The organism is Pseudaminobacter soli (ex Li et al. 2025), assembly GCF_003012705.1.
GTDB lineage: Bacteria > Pseudomonadota > Alphaproteobacteria > Rhizobiales > Rhizobiaceae > Pseudaminobacter > Pseudaminobacter soli.
Genome location: NZ_PXYL01000001.1, coordinates 132,488 through 149,310, shown reverse-complemented (window position 1 = coordinate 149,310; position 16,823 = coordinate 132,488). Strand labels below are relative to the sequence as shown.

Sequence of the window (16,823 nt, the reverse complement as noted above, 5' to 3'; positions counted from 1 at the left end):
AGGTGACGAACAGTGTGCGATGGAGGGTTTTGGCGCCAGCGAGAGCGGCGCTGGAGCAGAAGCCTAGAGCAGCTGGCCCAGAAATTCCTGCACCTCGCGCCCCGGCCTGAAATCGCCGATACGCTTGATTTCCCAGTGCAGCTTGATGCCGGAATTTTCGAGCACCCTTGCGCGAACGGTCTCGCCGAGATGTTCGAGGTCGTAGCCGGTCGCGTTGCCGGTATTGATCATGAAATTGCAGTGCATCGGCGACATCTGCGCGCCGCCGATCATCAATCCGCGACATCCGGCCTTGTCGATCTCCTTCCAGGCGGAAGTGCCATCCGGGTTCTTGAAGGTGGAGCCACCGGTCTTCTCGCGGATCGGCTGCACCGTCTCGCGATGGTGCTGCACCGCTTCCATCTCCGCGCGGATCTTCTCGCGATCCTCCGGATAGCCCTCGAAAAGGGCGGAGGTGAAGATGAGGCCGGCCGGCGCCGAGGAATGGCGATAGGAATAGCCCATGTCGGCGTTAGACAGGACGTGCAGGTTGCCCTGCCGGTCCAGCGCGCGCACTTCGACGACCCGGTCGCGGGTTTCGACGCCGTTGGCGCCCGCATTCATGCGCAGCGCCCCGCCGATGCCGCCTGGAATGCCGTGATAGAAGTGGAAGCCGCCAATGCCGGCCTCCAGCGCCACCGCCGCAACGCGCTTGTCGGGAGTGGCAGCGCCCGCCCTGATCTGCGTCGGCGAGACAACCTCGGCCTCGCCGAACCCCTTGGCCGACAGCCTGACGACGAAGCCGCGAAGGCCGCCCTCGCGAACGAGCAGGTTCGAGCCGATGCCGACGATCGTCAGCGGGATCTCTTCCGGAACCGCGCGCAGGAAGGCGGCAAGGTCTTCCTCATCCGCCGGCTGGAACAGCGCATCGGCCGTGCCACCCGCGCGGAACCAGGTGATCTTTTCCATCTCGGCATCCGGCGTGATGCGACCCCGCACCCCGGAAAGCTTGTCGCCCAGCTTGGCGAGAAGCGCCTCTCCCTTCGTCATGCAGCCTCCCCGGCCAGCTCCTTCGGCAAAGCATAGGCCCACTGCGTAATGTTGCCTGCGCCCAAGAAGACGACAAAATCGCCCGGTTTGGCAAGCTCGCGCACGATCGGGGCAATCGCTGCCGGCCCCTCGATGTAGCGCGCATCGCGATGGCCGCCGGCGCGGATGCGCGACACCAGTGCTTCGGAGGTGACGCCATCGACGGGATCCTCGCCCGCCGCATAAACGGGCGCGATCATGACAGTATCGGCATCGTTGAAGCAGGCCGAGAAATCGCCGAACAGGTCGTGCAGGCGCGTGTAGCGGTGCGGCTGGGCAATGGCGATGACGCGCCCCTGACAGGCGTCACGAGCGGCCCTAAGCACCGCTTTGATCTCGACCGGATGGTGGCCGTAGTCATCGAACACGCTGACGCCGTTCCAGCTGCCGGTGGGGGTGAAGCGACGCTTGACGCCGCCGAACGAGGACAGGCCCTTCCTGATGGCGTCGGCCGACAGGCCAAGCTCGTGCGCCACGGCAATAGCCGCCGTCGCGTTCGACATGTTGTGGCGGCCGGGCATCGGAAGCCGCAGGTCGGAAATCACGGTCTGCCCGCCAGTCTTGCGGTTGCGGATGACCACGTCGAAGATGGAGGAAGCCCCCTCCATGCGGTGGCGGGTGAAGCGCACGTCGGCCTGCGCGTTCTCGCCATAGGTGATGACGCGGCGGTCCTCGATGCGCGACACCAGCGCCTGCACCTCCGGATGGTCCGTGCACATCACGCCGAATCCGTAGAACGGCACGTTCTCGACGAACTGCCGGAACGCCTCGCGCACCTTGTCGAAGGAGCCATAGTGGTCGAGATGCTCGGGGTCGATATTGGTGACGACGGCGATGTCGGCCGGCAGCTTCAGGAAGGTGCCGTCGCTCTCGTCGGCCTCCACCACCATCCACTCGCCCTCGCCCATGCGCGCATTGGTGCCATAGGCATTGATGATGCCGCCATTGATGACGGTGGGATCGAGGCCGCCGGCTTCCAGCAGCGTCGCGACCATCGAGGTCGTGGTGGTCTTGCCATGCGTGCCGCCGATGGCGATAGCCTGGCGGAAGCGCATCAGCTCGGCCAGCATTTCGGCGCGCCGCACGACCGGCAGCAACTTTTCACGCGCAGCGATCAACTCAGGGTTCGACTTCTTGATCGCGGTCGACACCACGACAACCTCAGCGTCGCCGAGGTTTTCGGCGCGGTGGCCCACGAAGCACTCGATGCCTTTCTCGCGCAGGCGCTGCACATTGGCGCCATCGGCCTGGTCCGAGCCCTGCACCTTGTAGCCAAGATTGTGCAGGACTTCAGCGATACCGCTCATGCCGATGCCGCCGATGCCGATGAAATGCACAAGCCCGATCGTCTGCCGCATCTTCATGGCCGCATCCCTTCCTTCAGTGTCTTTATAGGTTTCCGCGCCGCAATAGCCTCTGTCATGTCCGCAAGCAACCGTACGGCATCGGGCTTTCCCGCCGCCTTGGCGGCTTCGGCCATGGTTGCCAGCCGGTCCGGGTCCATCAAACACCGGCCGATCAGCGCCGACAGGCTCTCGACCGACAGCATCGCTTGGGGGTGCACCTCCGCCCCACCCAATTCGGCAAGGGTGGTGGCGTTGGCCGCCTGGTCATGGTCGAGCGCATAGGGATAAGGCACAAGAAGTGCCGGCCGGCCGATCACGGCCACTTCCGAAACCGTCGACGCGCCCGAGCGGGCGATAACGAGATGAGCGGCGCCGATCTTGGCCGCCATGTCCTTGAAGAAGGGCTGCACCTGCGCCTCGATGCCGAGTTCGGCGTAAGCGGCCGTCACGCGGTTAGCGTCCTCGGCGCGCGCCTGCTGCACGACACTCAGCCGCCTGCGCAAGGGTTCGGGCAAGGCGGCGATGGCCGGCGGCACCGCATCGGAAAAGAACTGCGCGCCCTGGCTGCCGCCGAACACCAGCAGGCGGAACGGCTCGCCGGGGCCGGACGCGGCATAGGGGATGCGCGCGGCTTCCAGCACCGCGGGCCTGACCGGGTTGCCGGTCACGATGATCTTGCTGCCGTAGGAGCTCGACTTTCCGTCCAGGAAGCCGCCTGCAATCGCGGTCACGCGCCCGGCAAGCGCCTTGTTGGCCCGCCCCATCACCGCGTTCTGTTCATGGATTAGCGTCGGCACGCCCCGGCGCGTCGCGGCATAGAGCGGCGGCAGCGTCGGATAGCCGCCGAAGCCGACCACAGCGGCTGGCTTGAGCTGGCGGATCAGTGCGGAAGACTGGCGCACGCCCTGCCAGATCGTCCAGAAGGCGCCGGCCATCTTAAGGGGATTACGCGAGCCGAACGTGGCCGAAGCGATCGGGTGGATCGCCTTTGCCGGAAAACTGCCAGCAAAGCGCCCGGCGCGATCGTCGGTCGCGAGATGGACCTCCCAGCCGCGATCAGTCAGCTCATGCGCCAGCGCTTCGGCAGGAAAGAGGTGGCCGCCGGTGCCGCCGGCGGCGAGAAGAACTGTCCCCTTGGTCATGTCACTCGGCCGCCAATGCGTGCTTGGCAAGCGGATAGCCGGGCGACTTGCGCCGTTCGGGCCGCTTGCGCGTCAATGCCAGGACCATGCCCATGGAGATGGCGATCGCGATCTGCGACGAGCCGCCATAGGAGATGAAGGGCAGCGTCATGCCCTTGGCCGGCAGCAATTGGAGATTGACGCCCATATTGATGACCGACTGGAGGCCGAAGACGACCACCAGCCCGGCCACGGCGTATCGCGTGAAGTCGTCATGCTCCTTGAGCGCGATGTTCAGGCCGCGCAGGACAATGAAGGCGAACAGGAACATGATGAGGAAGCACATGATGATGCCGAACTCCTCGCCCGCCACCGCGAACACGAAATCGGCGTGGCTGTCGGGAATGACGCGTTTGACGGTGCCCTCACCCGGCCCGACGCCGAACCAGCCGCCATTGATGACGGCCTCGCGGCCCATGTCGACCTGGAAGGTGTCGCCCTCGCCGGTCAGGAAGCGGTCGATACGGCCGGCGACGTGCGGAAAGACGGTATAGGCAGCCAACGCTCCACCAGCGCCCAGCGCACCGAGCACGATGATCCACAGCCACGGCATGCCCGCCATGAAGAACATCACGCCCCAGGTACCGAGGGACAGCATGGTTTGGCCAAGGTCGGGCTGCGCCACCAGAAGCGCCAGAACGACGCCCAGCAGTCCCATTGCCATGAGGTTGCCGGGGATATCGGGCTGGCGCTGATGCTCGGCGAAGAGCCAGGCGCAGACGATAACGAAAGCGGGCTTGAGGAATTCGGAGGGCTGGACGGAGACGCCGGCAAAGGAAACCCAGCGCCGCGCGCCCTTAACCTCGACGCCGACATAGAGAACAGCCACCATCAGCACCAGCGCGATGCAAAGCATGATCAGCGCCATGCGCCGCACCTCGCGCGCCTCGAGGAAGGAGACGGCGAGCATCACGCACAGGGCCGGAAGGGTGAAGAAGATCTGGCGCGTCGCGAAATGGAAGCTGTCGAGACCGATGCGCTCGGCAACCGCCGGGCTGGCGGCGAAGGAGAGCACGATGCCCAGTCCCATCAGCGTCAGGAACGCGGCCAGGAACCAGCGGTCGATCGTCCGCCACCATATGGCGACAGGGCTTCTATCGAGACGGCTTGCCATTATCGTGTCCCCCCGATCGGCTTGACCTTGTCGATCGCAGCGACCGCCGCACGGAAGGCGTCGCCGCGAACCTCGAAATTCTTGAACTGATCGAAACTCGCACAGGCAGGCGAAAGCAACACAACCGCTTCGCCGGCATCGTCAAGCGCCGCATCATGCGCGGCATGTTCGACGGCAGCGGCCAGCGTGCCAGAAATCTCGTAAGGCACGGCCTCGCCGAGCGTCGCCGAAAAGGCAGGTGCAGCTTCGCCGATCAGATAGGCCTTGGCAATACGGGGAAAGAAGCTGCGCAGCGGCTCGATGCCGCCTTCCTTGGGCAGGCCGCCGGCGATCCAGTAGATGCGCGGGAAGCTCGACAAGGCCGGCGCGGAGGCGTCGGCATTGGTTGCCTTGGAGTCGTTGACGAAGAGCACATGGTCCTTGCGGCCGACCTGCTCCATGCGGTGCGCCAGACCCGGGAAGCTCTCAAGGCCAGACTGGATCTCGCCGAGGTCGAGCCCGACCTTGAGGCAGGCCACGACGGCCGCGAGCGCATTCTGCGCATTGTGCTGGCCGCGCAGCGAACCGATGCCCTCGAGGAAACCGATGCGGCTGTAGCGGCCATGCACGGCCTCCATCAGGTCCGTGCCGTCGGCGAAGTAGCCGTCAGTCAGCGGCAGGCGCTTGGAAATGCGCACGACGTCCTTGCCGGCCTTTTCGAGGCGGTCAGCGATCTGGGCGCAATAGATGTCGTCGATGCCGATAATGGCCGTCTCGCTGCCCGCCACCAGGCGTTCCTTGATCGATGCGTAGTGCTGCATCGTGCCGTGGCGGTCGAGATGGTCCGGCGTCAGGTTGAGCAGCACGCCTGCGGTCGGGTTGATCGAGGGTGCGAGGTCGATCTGATAGGACGAGCACTCGACCACATAGTTGCGGTCGCTGCGCGGCGGATCGAGCGTCATGACCGCGCGGCCGATATTGCCGCCCATCTGCGCATCGCGGCCGGATGCCTTGATAATATGCGCGGTCAGCGCCGTGGTCGTCGACTTGCCGTTGGTGCCGGTGATGGCGATGAACGGAGCATCGGGGGCGCTCGCCGTGCGCTCGCGCGCGAAAAGCTCGATGTCGCCGATCACCTCGACGCCCGCGCCGCGCGCAAGTTCCACCGACCAATGCGGCTTGGGATGGGTGAGCGGCACGCCGGGCGACAGCACGAAGGAGGCAAAGCCACCCCAGTCGGTCTGACGCAGATCGCCGGTACCGATGCCTTCGGCTATCGCCTTGGCAACGCTTTCTGGATTGTCGTCCCATGCAAGCACTTCCGCGCCGCCCTCGATCAGGGCGCGCGCGGTCGCGATGCCCGAACCGCCGAGCCCGAAAAGTGCTACGCGACGGCCGGCGAAGGAGCGCGCTGGTATCATATAGGTTTACCGAAGCTTGAGGGTCGACAGGCCGATGAGCGCCAGAATGACCGCGATGATCCAGAAGCGGATCACCACCTGGCTTTCGGTCCAGCCGAGCTTTTCAAAATGGTGGTGGATCGGCGCCATCAGGAACACGCGCCGGCCGGTCATCTTGAAGAAGCCGACCTGGATGATGACCGACAGCGCTTCCATGACGAACAGGCCGCCAATGATGGCGAGCACGATCTCGTGCTTGGTGGCGACGGCAACGGTGCCGATGAGGCCGCCCAGCGCGAGCGAGCCGGTGTCGCCCATGAAGATTGCGGCAGGCGGCGCATTGAACCAGAGGAAGCCAAGGCCGGCGCCGATGACGGCGCCGAGGATGACGGCCAATTCGCCAGTGCCGGGCACGAAGTGAATCTGCAGATATTCTGCGAACACAGCGTTACCCGACAGGTAGGCGATGACGCCGAAGGACGCGGCGGCGATCATGATCGGCACGATGGCAAGGCCGTCCAGACCGTCGGTCAGGTTCACCGCATTGCCGGCGCCGACGATGACGAAGCAGGCGAAGGGAATGAAGAACCAGCCGAGATTGATCAGGAAATCCTTGATGAAGGGGAAGGTCAGCGACGACGAGAACGGCGCCTGGCCGGCATGCATGATCGCCCAGCCGGCAACAGCGGCAATGAGGAACTCGAGGCCAAGGCGCGCCTTGCCTGAGAAGCCGAGATGCGACTGCTTGGTGACCTTGAGATAGTCGTCATAGAAGCCGATGGCGCCGAAGCCGAGCGTGACCAGAAGGACGACCCAGACATAGATGCTGGTGATGTTCGCCCACAGCAGCGACGACCCGATGATGCCACAGAGGATCATCAGGCCGCCCATGGTCGGCGTGCCGGCCTTCTTGAAGTGGGTCTGCGGCCCGTCTGCGCGGATCGGCTGGCCCTTGCCCTGCCGGATGCGCAGCGAGTCGATGATCATCGGCCCAAAGATGAAGACAATCAGAGCAGCAGTGATCAACGCTCCGCCGGTACGGAAGGTGATGTAGCGGAAGACGTTGAAGACCGTGAGATGGTCGGAAAAGTTGACGAGCAGGGTTAGCATCTAAATTCGTTCCAGGACCATCGTCAGGTTTCTTTGGCGTTTCCGGAGGCCTCCGGAAACCGTTCTATCAGCGCGTCGACCAGCTTCGCGAACCCGATGCTCTTGGACGACTTGACCATGACGACATCGCCCGGCCGGATAGCGTGCATGAGGACAAGCTTCAGCTCGTCGCCGTTTGCCCGGTGCTCAGTATGGAAGTCATCTGGCAGAATTTCGGCGAGAGCCCGCATTTCTGCCCCGGCGAGGAACACAAGGTCCGCGCTCGCGCCACTGAACAGCCCGGCCAGATCCTTGTGCAGCCGCTCCGAATGCTCGCCGAGCTCCAGCATGTCGCCCAGCACGGCAATGCGCCGCGCGCCGGACTTGACCGGCGTCGATTCCAGAAGTGCCATCGCGGCCCGCATCGAAGCGGGATTGGCGTTGTAGCTTTCGTCGATCAGCGTGAAGATGCCGTTGGGATGGCGCAGCGTGTGCCGCCGCCCGCGTCCACGCTCGGGGATCAGGCTGGTCATCGCCAGCGCCACCTCGGCAAGGTCGGCGCCAACAAGCTTCGCGGCGCCCAGCACCGCCAGCACGTTCTGCACGATGTGGCGACCGGGCGCGCCGATCTCGGCGGCCACTTCCTCGCCCGCAACATTCGCCGTCATGATCGAGTGGTCGGCGTGAAGCACGAAATTGGTGAGCCTGACATCGGCTCCGGCGTCTTCGCCATAACCGACGATGTGTTCGACGCCGACGTCACGCGCCAGCTTTGCAAGCAGCTCGAAGCGGGCATCGTCGCGGTTGAGGAGTGCGGTGCCGCCGGGCTCAACACCTTCGAATATCTCAGCTTTTGCCCGCGCAATGTCGTCCATGCTGCTGAAATGGCCGAGATGGGCCGGCGCAATCGAGGTGACGATCGCCACATGCGGGCGAACCATCTTAACCAGCGGGCGGATCTCGTTCTCATGGTTCATGCCGATTTCGAAGACGGCATAATCGCAATCGGCGGGCATGCGGGCGAGCGTCAGCGGCACGCCCCAGTGATTGTTGAAGGACATGGCCGAAGCATGGACCTTGCCGACCGCCGAAAGGCCGTGGCGCAGTGCCTCCTTCGTGCTGGTCTTGCCGACCGACCCGGTGACCGCGATGATCCTTGCATCGCTGCGCGTACGGGCAGCAATGCCGAGCTTTTCGAGCGCGGCCAGGACATCCGGCACAACGATCATCGGCGCCGTCAGCCGGCCGAGTGCGGGCAGCTTTCCTTCGGCAACCACCAGAACCCCGGCGCCGGCCTTCACTGCGGCGGTCGCGAAGTCGTGGCCATCCATGGCCTCGCCTTTGATTGCGAAGAAGGCCTCACCCGGCTTCAGCGTACGGCTGTCGATGGAAATGCCCGTTATGCCGGCTGGCAGCTGGCCGAGCGGGCGACCGCCCATGGGATCGACGAGAGCCTCGGAGGTCCACAGCAAGCTCATCCGGCATGCTCCTTGAGGGCGTTACGCACCTCCTCGTGATCCGAGAACGGAAGGGTTTCGGAGCCGACCGTCTGGCCTTCCTCATGCCCCTTGCCGGCAATGATCAGCGTATCGCCGGCATGCATCATGGCCACTGCCTCGCGAATGGCCTGGCGACGGTCGCCGATCTCGATGGCCCCAGGCGCGGCCGCCATGATCGCCGAGCGGATGGTCTCGGGCACTTCCGAGCGCGGATTGTCGTCGGTAACGATGGCCACATCGGCCAGCCGCGTCGCGATCTCGCCCATGATCGGGCGCTTGCCACGGTCGCGATCGCCGCCGCAGCCGAACACCACGATCACGCGACCGGTCGTGAACGGCCGCACCGAGGCCAGCACGTTTTCCAGCGCATCGGGCTTGTGGGCGTAGTCGACATAGACCGGCGCGCCTTCATGGGTGGTGCCAACCAGGTCGAGGCGACCGGGCGCACCCTTCAGCTTTTCGAGCGCCGGAAGCGCCTTGTCGGCGGGCGTGCCTGTCGCAATCGCAAGGCCAGCGGCAACCAGCGCATTGTAGATCTGGAAATCGCCCGCGAGCGGCAGATCGATCTCGTAGATCACTCCGCCCACCTCGATTTCGGCGCGCTGGCGGAAACGCTCATGCTCGACGCGCTTGAGCTGCAGGAAGTCGCCGTGACGGCCGACGGTGAGCACGTTCAGGCCGGCGGCGCGGGCGGCTTTCACGGTCGGCTCCGACCATTCGTCGTCGGCAAAGACCACCGCAGGCGCGCCCTTGGGCAGCAGCGTATTGAACAGCCTGAGCTTTGCGCGGTGATACTCCTCGACCGTCGGATGATAATCCATGTGGTCGCGGCCGAGATTAGTGAAGGCACCGGCGGCCAGCCGCACGCCGTCGAGGCGGCGCTGGTCGAGGCCGTGGCTGGATGCTTCCATCGAGGCATGCGTCACGCCAGCGTCGGCAAGCTCGGCCAAAAGCCGATGCAACTCGACCGGATCGGGCGTCGTCAGCGAGCCATATTCATTGCGGCCCGGCGCAACCACGCCGGTGGTGCCGATGCTGGCCGCGGCATTGCCTGCCTGCTCCCAGATCTGGCGCGTGAAGGCGGCGACCGAGGTCTTGCCGCTGGTGCCGGTCACGGCAACCATGGTTTCGGGCTGGCGGCCGGCAAACTGCGCCGCGATCATCGCTAGCGCGTGCCGCGGGTCTTCGACCGAAATGACAGGGACGGCATGCGAGCCGATAACGGCGCCCTTTGCGGCGATGATGGCAGCCGCGCCGCGCGCCACGGCGTCGGCGGCGTAGGAGGCGCCATCGGTCTTGGTGCCGTGCACAGCGACGAAGAGGTCGCCCGGCTTGATGCGGCGTGAATCCGAAGACACTCCGCCCGTCTCCAGATTCCCGGGAACAGTCGCGTCCAGAGGCAGGATACCGGCTAGATTTTCAAGTTTCATCGAAGTCCATTCGTCACAAACAAAATGGCGCGCTTTACCGGCGCGCCTTGAGAATCAATCGTAGGATGATGCCACCGTAGCTTCACTTTCATGGCCGAATTCTGGCTTCACGCCAAGAAATGAAGCAGAGCGCCTGATGATGTTGGCGACGACCGGCGCCGCATTGAGACCCGCGGTGGCAGGCATGCCCGGCTTCTCCGGCTTGGGTTCGTCAACGATGCTGAGCACCACATATTGCGGATCGTCCATCGGGAAAGCCGCCAGGAAGGCATTGAAGCGAACATTCGACGCATAACGACCGTTGACCACCTTCTCGGCCGTACCCGTCTTGCCGCCGACGCGATAACCGGGCACCTCGGCGCGCTTGCCCGAGCCCTTCTCGGCATTGAGCAGGTAGAGATAGCGCATGTCCTGGCTGGTCTTGGTGTTGACGACCTGCTTGGCCGACGCCATCGCGTCCTGCTCGGTCCGCGGCAAGAAGGTGGGGTTCATCAGATAGCCGCCATTCATCAGCGCCGCCGCGCCCACCGCCGTCTGCAGCGGGGTGGTCGACATGCCGTGGCCGAAGGAGATGGTGATCGAGTGCACCTTCTTCCAAACCTTGGGCTCGGTCGGCCGCGCCACTTCCGGCAGCTCGGTCTGCAGGCGGTCGAGCAGGCCGATGCGTTTCAGGAATTCGCGGTGCCCTTCGATGCCCACCACGTCCGCCTCGCGAGCCGAGCCGATGTTGGACGAATAGATGAAGACCTCCGGCACGCTCAGCACCCTGCCCTTGCCGTGAAAGTCACGGATGGTCTGGCGGCCGATGGTGATGGGCCGCGTGGCGTCGAAAGTGCTGTTGAGCGTCACCTTGCCGGAATCGAGCGCCATTGCCGTGGTGAAGCTCTTGATGGTCGAGCCCATTTCGTAGACGCCCGCCGACATGCGGTTCAGGTGATCCTTGTCGAGCGCATTGTAGGGGTTGTTGGGGTCGAAATCCGGCACCGACGCCATAGCCAGCACCTCGCCGGTCTTGACGTTGAGCACCACGGCGCCGGCGGCGATCGCCTGATATTTGTCGAGCGCCTTGGCGACTTCGTCGCGGACGATGTGCTGGACGCGAAGATCGATCGACAACCGCACCGGCCTGAGGTCCTTGGCGTCGGCCAGACCAGAAGCCTGCAGATCGGCAAGGCCCTGGTCGTCGATATATTTCTCCATCCCGGCAATGCCCTGATTGTCGATATTGGTCAGGCCGAGAATGTGCGCGGCGGTGGGGCCGCCGGGATAGAAGCGCCGCTTTTCGGTGCGGAAACCGATACCGGGAAGGCCGAGCTGCATGATGTCGGCCTGTTGCCTGGGGCTCAGCTGGCGTTTCAGCCAGACGAAGCCGGCACCGCTCTTGAGCCGCTTATAGGTCTGCTCGACATCGATGTCGGGCAGGACCGTGGACAGCTTCTCGATCACTTCGTCAGCGTCGACGATCCGCCGCGGCTCGGCAAAGAGCGACAAGGTCTTGATGTCGGTGGCCAGCACCTCGCCGTTGCGATCGACGATGTCCGGGCGCGACGCAGTCACGCGCGTAGCGGGGCCGCCGCTCTCGTCGGGCTGCAGCATGCCGAGATAGATGAGGCGGCCGGTGATCGTGGCATAGATGCCGAAGAACACCGTCATTGTCATGACCACGCGGTTCTTCGTGCGGCCGCCGGTCGCCTTGCGGGCGCCGTCGACGACGATGGACGCGGTGGAAGCCTCGGCCTTGGAAAGACGTTTGCGCCAAAGCTTCATCATCTAACCACCGCCCCCGTCACAACCTTGTCGGTGCCGCCGCTGTCGGCCACACCGCCAAGCCGCTTGCTGGACGTATCCTGGACGTCGACGGGCTTTGTCGGCAGATCGTTGAGGCCGACGATCTGCCGCGCCTCGACCGGCGCCAGCTGCAGCTCGTTCTGATAGGTTTCCGCCAGCTTCTGCAGCCGCGCCGGCTGGGTCAGCAGGCTCCAGTCGGCCTTGAGCAGGTCGATCGAATCCTCTTCGAAGCGGATCTGCTGCTCGATCTTGCGCACCGCAATGAGCTGTTCCTCGGCTTCATGCTTGGTCTTGTAGGTAAAGGCGGCGGCCGAAACCATCACGGCGATGAGAAGGATATCGCTGGTGCGGAACATGTTCCTACCTTTCCCCGGCTGACCGGACTTCAGGAAGCTTCGGCAGGCCGAAGATCGACAGATCGGGCGCGCGGGGCGGCGCCTCGGTGCGGATCGCAGCGCGCAGCTTGGCCGAACGGGCGCGCGGATTGGCCTCGGTCTCGCGTTCGGTCGGCCCCACAGCCCCACCCGATTTCTCGAATGTCGCCGATTTCACTTGCGTTTCAGGCAGATAGCGCGAGCCGGCGGCCGTGCCCGAGCGGTCGGCGATGAAGCGCTTGACGATGCGATCCTCGAGCGAATGGAACGTCACCACGACCAGCCGGCCACCGGGCTTCAGCGCCCGCTCGGCCGCAAACAGGGCGCGCGCCAGTTCGCCGAGTTCGTCGTTGACGTAAATGCGCAGCGCTTGGAACACGCGCGTCGCCGGATGGATCTTGTCCTTGGGATTGCGCCCGACGGTGTCGGCGATCGCTTCGGCCAGATCGCGCGTGCGCTCGAAGGGCTGCGAAGCGCGGCGCTTCTCGATCATGCGTGCGATGCGGCCGGCATGGCGCTCCTCGCCCAGGAATCCGAAGATGCGCGCCAAATCCCCGGCCTTGAACCGGTTGACGACATCGGCCGCGCTGACGCCCTGCTGTGCCATGCGCATGTCGAGCGGGCCATCGGAACGGAACGAAAAGCCGCGCTCGGCCTGGTCGAGCTGCATGGACGAGACGCCAATGTCGAGCACCACGCCATCGATTTGCTCCGCGTGGGCATCGATGCTGGAAAACGGTGCCTGGACGAGCCGAAGACGACCGCCAGACTGGCTTTCCAACTCCCGGCCGGCCGAAATAGCGTCGGGGTCGCGGTCGATGGCAACGACATTCGCGCCCGCCGCCAATATGGCGCGCGTGTAGCCACCGGCGCCGAAGGTGCCGTCGATGATGGTCTCGCCCGCCTTGGGGGCCAAGGCCGCAATCACTTCATCCAGAAGAACCGGAATATGGCGGACAGGTCCGCCAACGGCATGATCGTCTTCGCCGCTGTCTGCCATCACTCCACTTCTCCTGCTTTCTTCGTTCCTGTCCCCTGCCGAAGCTTCAAAAGTCGTGCCCGCACCTCTGCTCCATGAGTGCGCAGCCTTTCCGGCTCCCACATCTGGAAAAAGGTGCCACGCCCCACGAAAGCCACCTCCGAGGAGATGCCCGTGTGCTCGCGCATGAAATCGGTAACGGTAATGCGGCCATCCTGATCCATCTTCAGGAACATTCCGTCCCCATGACAGAAGAAAGACATGTCGTCCGCCGTCCGCAGGAAGGGGTCCTCCTGGGCAATGCGCTGCTCGTAGCGGTCGAGGAGATCGAGACCGCCCACGTCCAGCGCCGCGCACTCCAGCGCCCGAAGCGCATAGAGATCGCCGTAGCCGCGCTTCTGCAAAACCGTACGGAAATGTGCGGGAACCGAGACGCGGCCCTTGGCGTCGATCCTGTTCACCGCATTTGACAGAAACCGGTCCATCGCTTGGTTGTGCCGCCTCCGTCGCGTCGCCAGCCGCCATGCCCGTCGCTGGGCAACAAGGCTGCGCCTTCGCCACGAATCCCTTGTTTTCGAATGCAAAAATGCCGCCCCACACAGCCGGATTGGCTGCGCATTTGGGGGACGCTTCACCCAGGACCGAAACGAAGTCTTGATTGTCCGAGTGGGATAACATGGGCCAATATGGGCGTCAACGGGAACAGGCTGCACAACTCCCGCCTATCCGTCGCTTGCGGCAACATTGGCGGCATTGCCGTCTTTATCCTCCATTAAGACTAACGAAACGTTTAGAAGCGGTTACCCGAGGTGCCCATCCTTGTGCCGCGCGCCTTGCCGGAATAGCTTGCGTCGGTCCGCAAAAAATCGCCGAAAGCCAGCAAACAATGACCCAATCCATGAAGTCGCGCGCCGCCTCGCTCGTCCACCTCCGCGGCAGGACCCTCGAACCCGGCGATCCCGTTCCCCTCCCCCTCGTCTCGGCCGCGACCTTCCACACGCCCGGCGATTCGACTGGCGTGCATCAATATGGGCGGTTTTCGAACCCGACTTGGGATGCAGTCGAGGAGATGCTGACGCATCTCGAAGACGCCAGGAGCCTGGCATTTCCTTCCGGCATGGCGGCGATTGCCGCGGTGATGTTCGCGCTGCTCAAAACCGGCGACCGCATCCTGCTGCCGGCGGACGGCTATCACACCACGCGCATTCTGGCGGACCGCTTCCTCACCAAGCTCGGCATAAGCATCGACACGCGGCCGACCGCGACCTTTTTGGATGGCGGCTTCGAAGGCTACCAATTGGTCTTCGTCGAAAGCCCGTCGAATCCTAACCTCGATATCTGTGACATCGCGGCGGTAGCGGCTGCTGCGCATGCGGCGGGCGCGATCGTGGTTGTCGACAACACCACCATGACGCCCTATGGCCAGCGCCCGCTGGAACTCGGGGCCGACATCGTCGTCGCCGCCGACACCAAGGCGCCCAACGGCCATTCCGACGCGCTGTTCGGCCACGTCGCCAGCCGCGACGAGGAAATCATGGCCGCCGTGCACGACTGGCGGACAATGTCCGGCAGCATTCCGAGCCCATTCGACGCCTGGCTCGTGCATCGTGGCCTCGAAACGCTCGAGGTGCGCTTCGATCGCATGTGCTCGTCGGCCGAAACCATCGCCCGGCGGCTGAAGCAGCATCCGGCGGTTCAGATGGTGCGGTATCCGGGCCTAGAGGACGACCCCTCGCACAATCTCGCGCGCGCCCAGATGGAGCGTTTCGGCTTCCTGGTCAGCCTCGTGCTGGCGACGGCAGACAAGGCGGAGGATTTCATCAATGGCTGCCCGCTGATGCAGGCCGCAACTTCCTTCGGCAGCGTCCACACATCCGCCGAGCGGCGCAACAAGCGCGGCGACGCCGTGGCACCGGGCTTCGTGCGCATTGCGGTAGGCTGCGAGCCGGTTGAGAAACTTTGGGCGGCGATAGAAGCGTCGCTCGATCGGGTCGGCGGCTAGAGCATTTTGCAGCCAAGCGGGATCGCTTGGCGTCGCACAAATGCGGCTAAACAATGAAATAGAGCGGATCAAGGGCATCCGTCAGGATGACCGCCGCTCAACCCGACCCGCAACACCCGGCATATGCCGGGATTTTGGGAAAAAAAGGTGTGCCAGCCGGCCTGTAAGCCGGGTTCTGTATGGCCCTTGTGCCTTGCGGCACAAGAACGTGGCGGCCATTCATCTTGGGCGCATGTTGCCATGCGCCTCACGCAACCTACCCGGATGACGAAGCCAGAAACAGCCCTGAGGGTCGCCCCTCATGTCATCCCTATTCGGTTTTGCTCCCGGTGGGGTTTACCGTGCCGCTCCTGTCGCCAGTCGCGCGGTGGGCTCTTACCCCACCCTTTCACCCTTACCGCGGAATCCGCGGCGGTTTGCTTTCTGTGGCACTATCCCTGGGGTCACCCCCGCCGGACGTTATCCGGCACCGTGTTTCCATGGAGCCCGGACTTTCCTCACCCGCGGTCTTTCGACTCTTGCGGGTGCGGCCGCCCGGCCAGCTGGCATGCGTATAAAGTCATTCGCGCATCAAAACGCAAACGAAAACTGCCGGCTGGACCGAGCTTGATGAGAATTGTCCCCCAAGCTCGCTTTAGTTCATCGCGAGCTGCTGCTTGACCTTGCTGCAGTAAGCTGCCGAAACCGGGTTCATGCGCTTGGCGCCGTGGCCGGCATTGTACTTCAGGATCGTGCCGCAAGTGGTGCCACCGCTGAGCGAGTGGGCCTGGGCCAGATACTTCATGCCGTACTTGATGTTGGTCTCGGGGTTGAACAGGCCGCTGGCGCCGCCGCTGTAGCCCATCATGCGGGCGGTGGCGGGCTTGATCTGCATCAGGCCGATTTCACCGGCACCGCCGCGAGCATTGGCGCGGTAGTTGCTCTCCACCTTGATAACGGCATGAGCGAGTTCCGCCGGAACGCCATAGGCGGCGGCATAGCGGGAAACGATCGTGCTGTACTGCGCCTTGGCGAGCTGCGGCGTGGCAGCAGCAGCGTTCTGGGCGATCGAGCCGGTGCGCACGGGATCAACGCCCGGGAGACCACCGCCGCGGGTGTTCAGGGCCACCTTGACGCGGTGCTTGCCACCGAGGCTGGCATGGTGGCGGCTGTGCTTCGAGTGCTTCACACGCGCGGCCTTGCCCTTCTTAGCCCTCATCCCATGGGCAGCGGTAAGGTCGAGCGAATTGTTGGATCCCCACACGCCTGGCAGGGAGTTGTTTCCGTCAACCGCAGATACGACAGAAGCATTGTCAGCTGAATCGGAGTCCTTCGACACGAGGGGCTGCGCGTTTGCGGCAAAGCTGGTGAACGCGGCAGCAATGGCTGCCGCCATCGCGGTCATTCGTTTCATGTGTACCTTGTCTTTTATTGGCCGCATGAAGGGTCTTCATGCAGCTACCCTTACTCAACAGCCAGCCATCTATTGAATAGCTTGCCGTCACACGGGGAGGGATTTGCCAAGCGATTGGGCGGCAATGAAGGCCACTTAAATCACATTAAGTAACAGTATGTAATTTGATACCGCGATCCGG

14 protein-coding genes and 1 other RNA gene are annotated in these 16,823 nt (G+C 64.1%); 1 reads left to right on the top strand and 14 read right to left on the bottom strand.

What is annotated here, in order from left to right:
- Positions 1-63: 63 nt before the first annotated feature.
- From murB to mraZ, 12 genes are read right to left on the bottom strand one after another with little or no spacing between them, the layout of a single operon-like run.
- Positions 64-1,029, bottom strand: a complete 966-nt coding sequence (murB, locus tag C7I85_RS00640) for a UDP-N-acetylmuramate dehydrogenase (protein ID WP_106722027.1) — start codon at positions 1,027-1,029, stop codon at positions 64-66.
- Entirely contained in the window at positions 1,026-2,432 is a 1,407-nt protein-coding gene (gene murC / locus C7I85_RS00635) for a UDP-N-acetylmuramate--L-alanine ligase (RefSeq protein ID WP_106722026.1), read from the bottom strand. The genes murB and murC overlap by 4 nt, the downstream gene beginning before the upstream one ends.
- Complete coding sequence (murG, locus tag C7I85_RS00630) at positions 2,429-3,556, bottom strand: undecaprenyldiphospho-muramoylpentapeptide beta-N-acetylglucosaminyltransferase (RefSeq protein ID WP_106722025.1); 1,128 nt, start codon at positions 3,554-3,556, stop codon at positions 2,429-2,431. The genes murC and murG overlap by 4 nt, the downstream gene beginning before the upstream one ends.
- A gap of 1 nt (position 3,557) precedes the next feature.
- Positions 3,558-4,709 (bottom strand): putative lipid II flippase FtsW, encoded by a 1,152-nt coding sequence (ftsW, locus tag C7I85_RS00625; protein ID WP_106722024.1) that lies wholly within the window; start codon positions 4,707-4,709, stop codon positions 3,558-3,560.
- Entirely contained in the window at positions 4,709-6,109 is a 1,401-nt protein-coding gene (gene murD / locus C7I85_RS00620) for a UDP-N-acetylmuramoyl-L-alanine--D-glutamate ligase (RefSeq protein ID WP_106722023.1), read from the bottom strand. Before murD ends, ftsW begins: the two co-directional genes overlap by 1 nt.
- A gap of 6 nt (positions 6,110-6,115) precedes the next feature.
- Entirely contained in the window at positions 6,116-7,198 is a 1,083-nt protein-coding gene (gene mraY / locus C7I85_RS00615) for a phospho-N-acetylmuramoyl-pentapeptide-transferase (protein ID WP_106722022.1), read from the bottom strand.
- A gap of 23 nt (positions 7,199-7,221) precedes the next feature.
- Positions 7,222-8,655 (bottom strand): UDP-N-acetylmuramoylalanyl-D-glutamyl-2,6-diaminopimelate--D-alanyl-D-alanine ligase, encoded by a 1,434-nt coding sequence (locus C7I85_RS00610; protein WP_106722021.1) that lies wholly within the window; start codon positions 8,653-8,655, stop codon positions 7,222-7,224.
- Positions 8,652-10,106, bottom strand: coding sequence for a UDP-N-acetylmuramoyl-L-alanyl-D-glutamate--2,6-diaminopimelate ligase (locus C7I85_RS00605; protein ID WP_106722020.1), 1,455 nt, complete (start codon positions 10,104-10,106; stop codon positions 8,652-8,654). Before C7I85_RS00605 ends, C7I85_RS00610 begins: the two co-directional genes overlap by 4 nt.
- Before the next feature lie 54 nt (positions 10,107-10,160).
- Positions 10,161-11,876 (bottom strand): peptidoglycan D,D-transpeptidase FtsI family protein, encoded by a 1,716-nt coding sequence (locus tag C7I85_RS00600; protein ID WP_106722019.1) that lies wholly within the window; start codon positions 11,874-11,876, stop codon positions 10,161-10,163.
- A complete protein-coding gene (ftsL, locus tag C7I85_RS00595) occupies positions 11,873-12,250 on the bottom strand; it encodes a cell division protein FtsL (RefSeq protein ID WP_106722018.1) in 378 nt (125 codons plus the stop codon). The genes C7I85_RS00600 and ftsL overlap by 4 nt, the downstream gene beginning before the upstream one ends.
- Positions 12,251-12,254: 4 nt before the next feature.
- A complete protein-coding gene (gene rsmH, locus C7I85_RS00590) occupies positions 12,255-13,271 on the bottom strand; it encodes a 16S rRNA (cytosine(1402)-N(4))-methyltransferase RsmH (RefSeq protein WP_181257041.1) in 1,017 nt (338 codons plus the stop codon).
- Positions 13,268-13,732, bottom strand: a complete 465-nt coding sequence (gene mraZ, locus C7I85_RS00585; protein WP_106722016.1) for a division/cell wall cluster transcriptional repressor MraZ — start codon at positions 13,730-13,732, stop codon at positions 13,268-13,270. The genes rsmH and mraZ overlap by 4 nt, the downstream gene beginning before the upstream one ends.
- Before the next feature lie 401 nt (positions 13,733-14,133).
- On the opposite strand from mraZ, the gene C7I85_RS00580 reads away from it, so the two are divergent.
- Positions 14,134-15,249, top strand: coding sequence for a cystathionine gamma-lyase (locus C7I85_RS00580; protein ID WP_106722015.1), 1,116 nt, complete (start codon positions 14,134-14,136; stop codon positions 15,247-15,249).
- A 148-nt stretch (positions 15,250-15,397) separates the two neighbouring features.
- On the opposite strand, the gene rnpB is transcribed toward C7I85_RS00580, so the two are convergent.
- Positions 15,398-15,795: RNase P RNA component class A (rnpB, locus tag C7I85_RS00575), an RNA gene on the bottom strand.
- 88 nt (positions 15,796-15,883) lie between these two features.
- The gene (locus C7I85_RS00570; protein ID WP_106722014.1) at positions 15,884-16,642 is read right to left on the bottom strand and encodes a lytic transglycosylase domain-containing protein; all 759 of its coding nucleotides are present in this window, start codon (positions 16,640-16,642) and stop codon (positions 15,884-15,886) included.
- Positions 16,643-16,823: the final 181 nt, after the last annotated feature.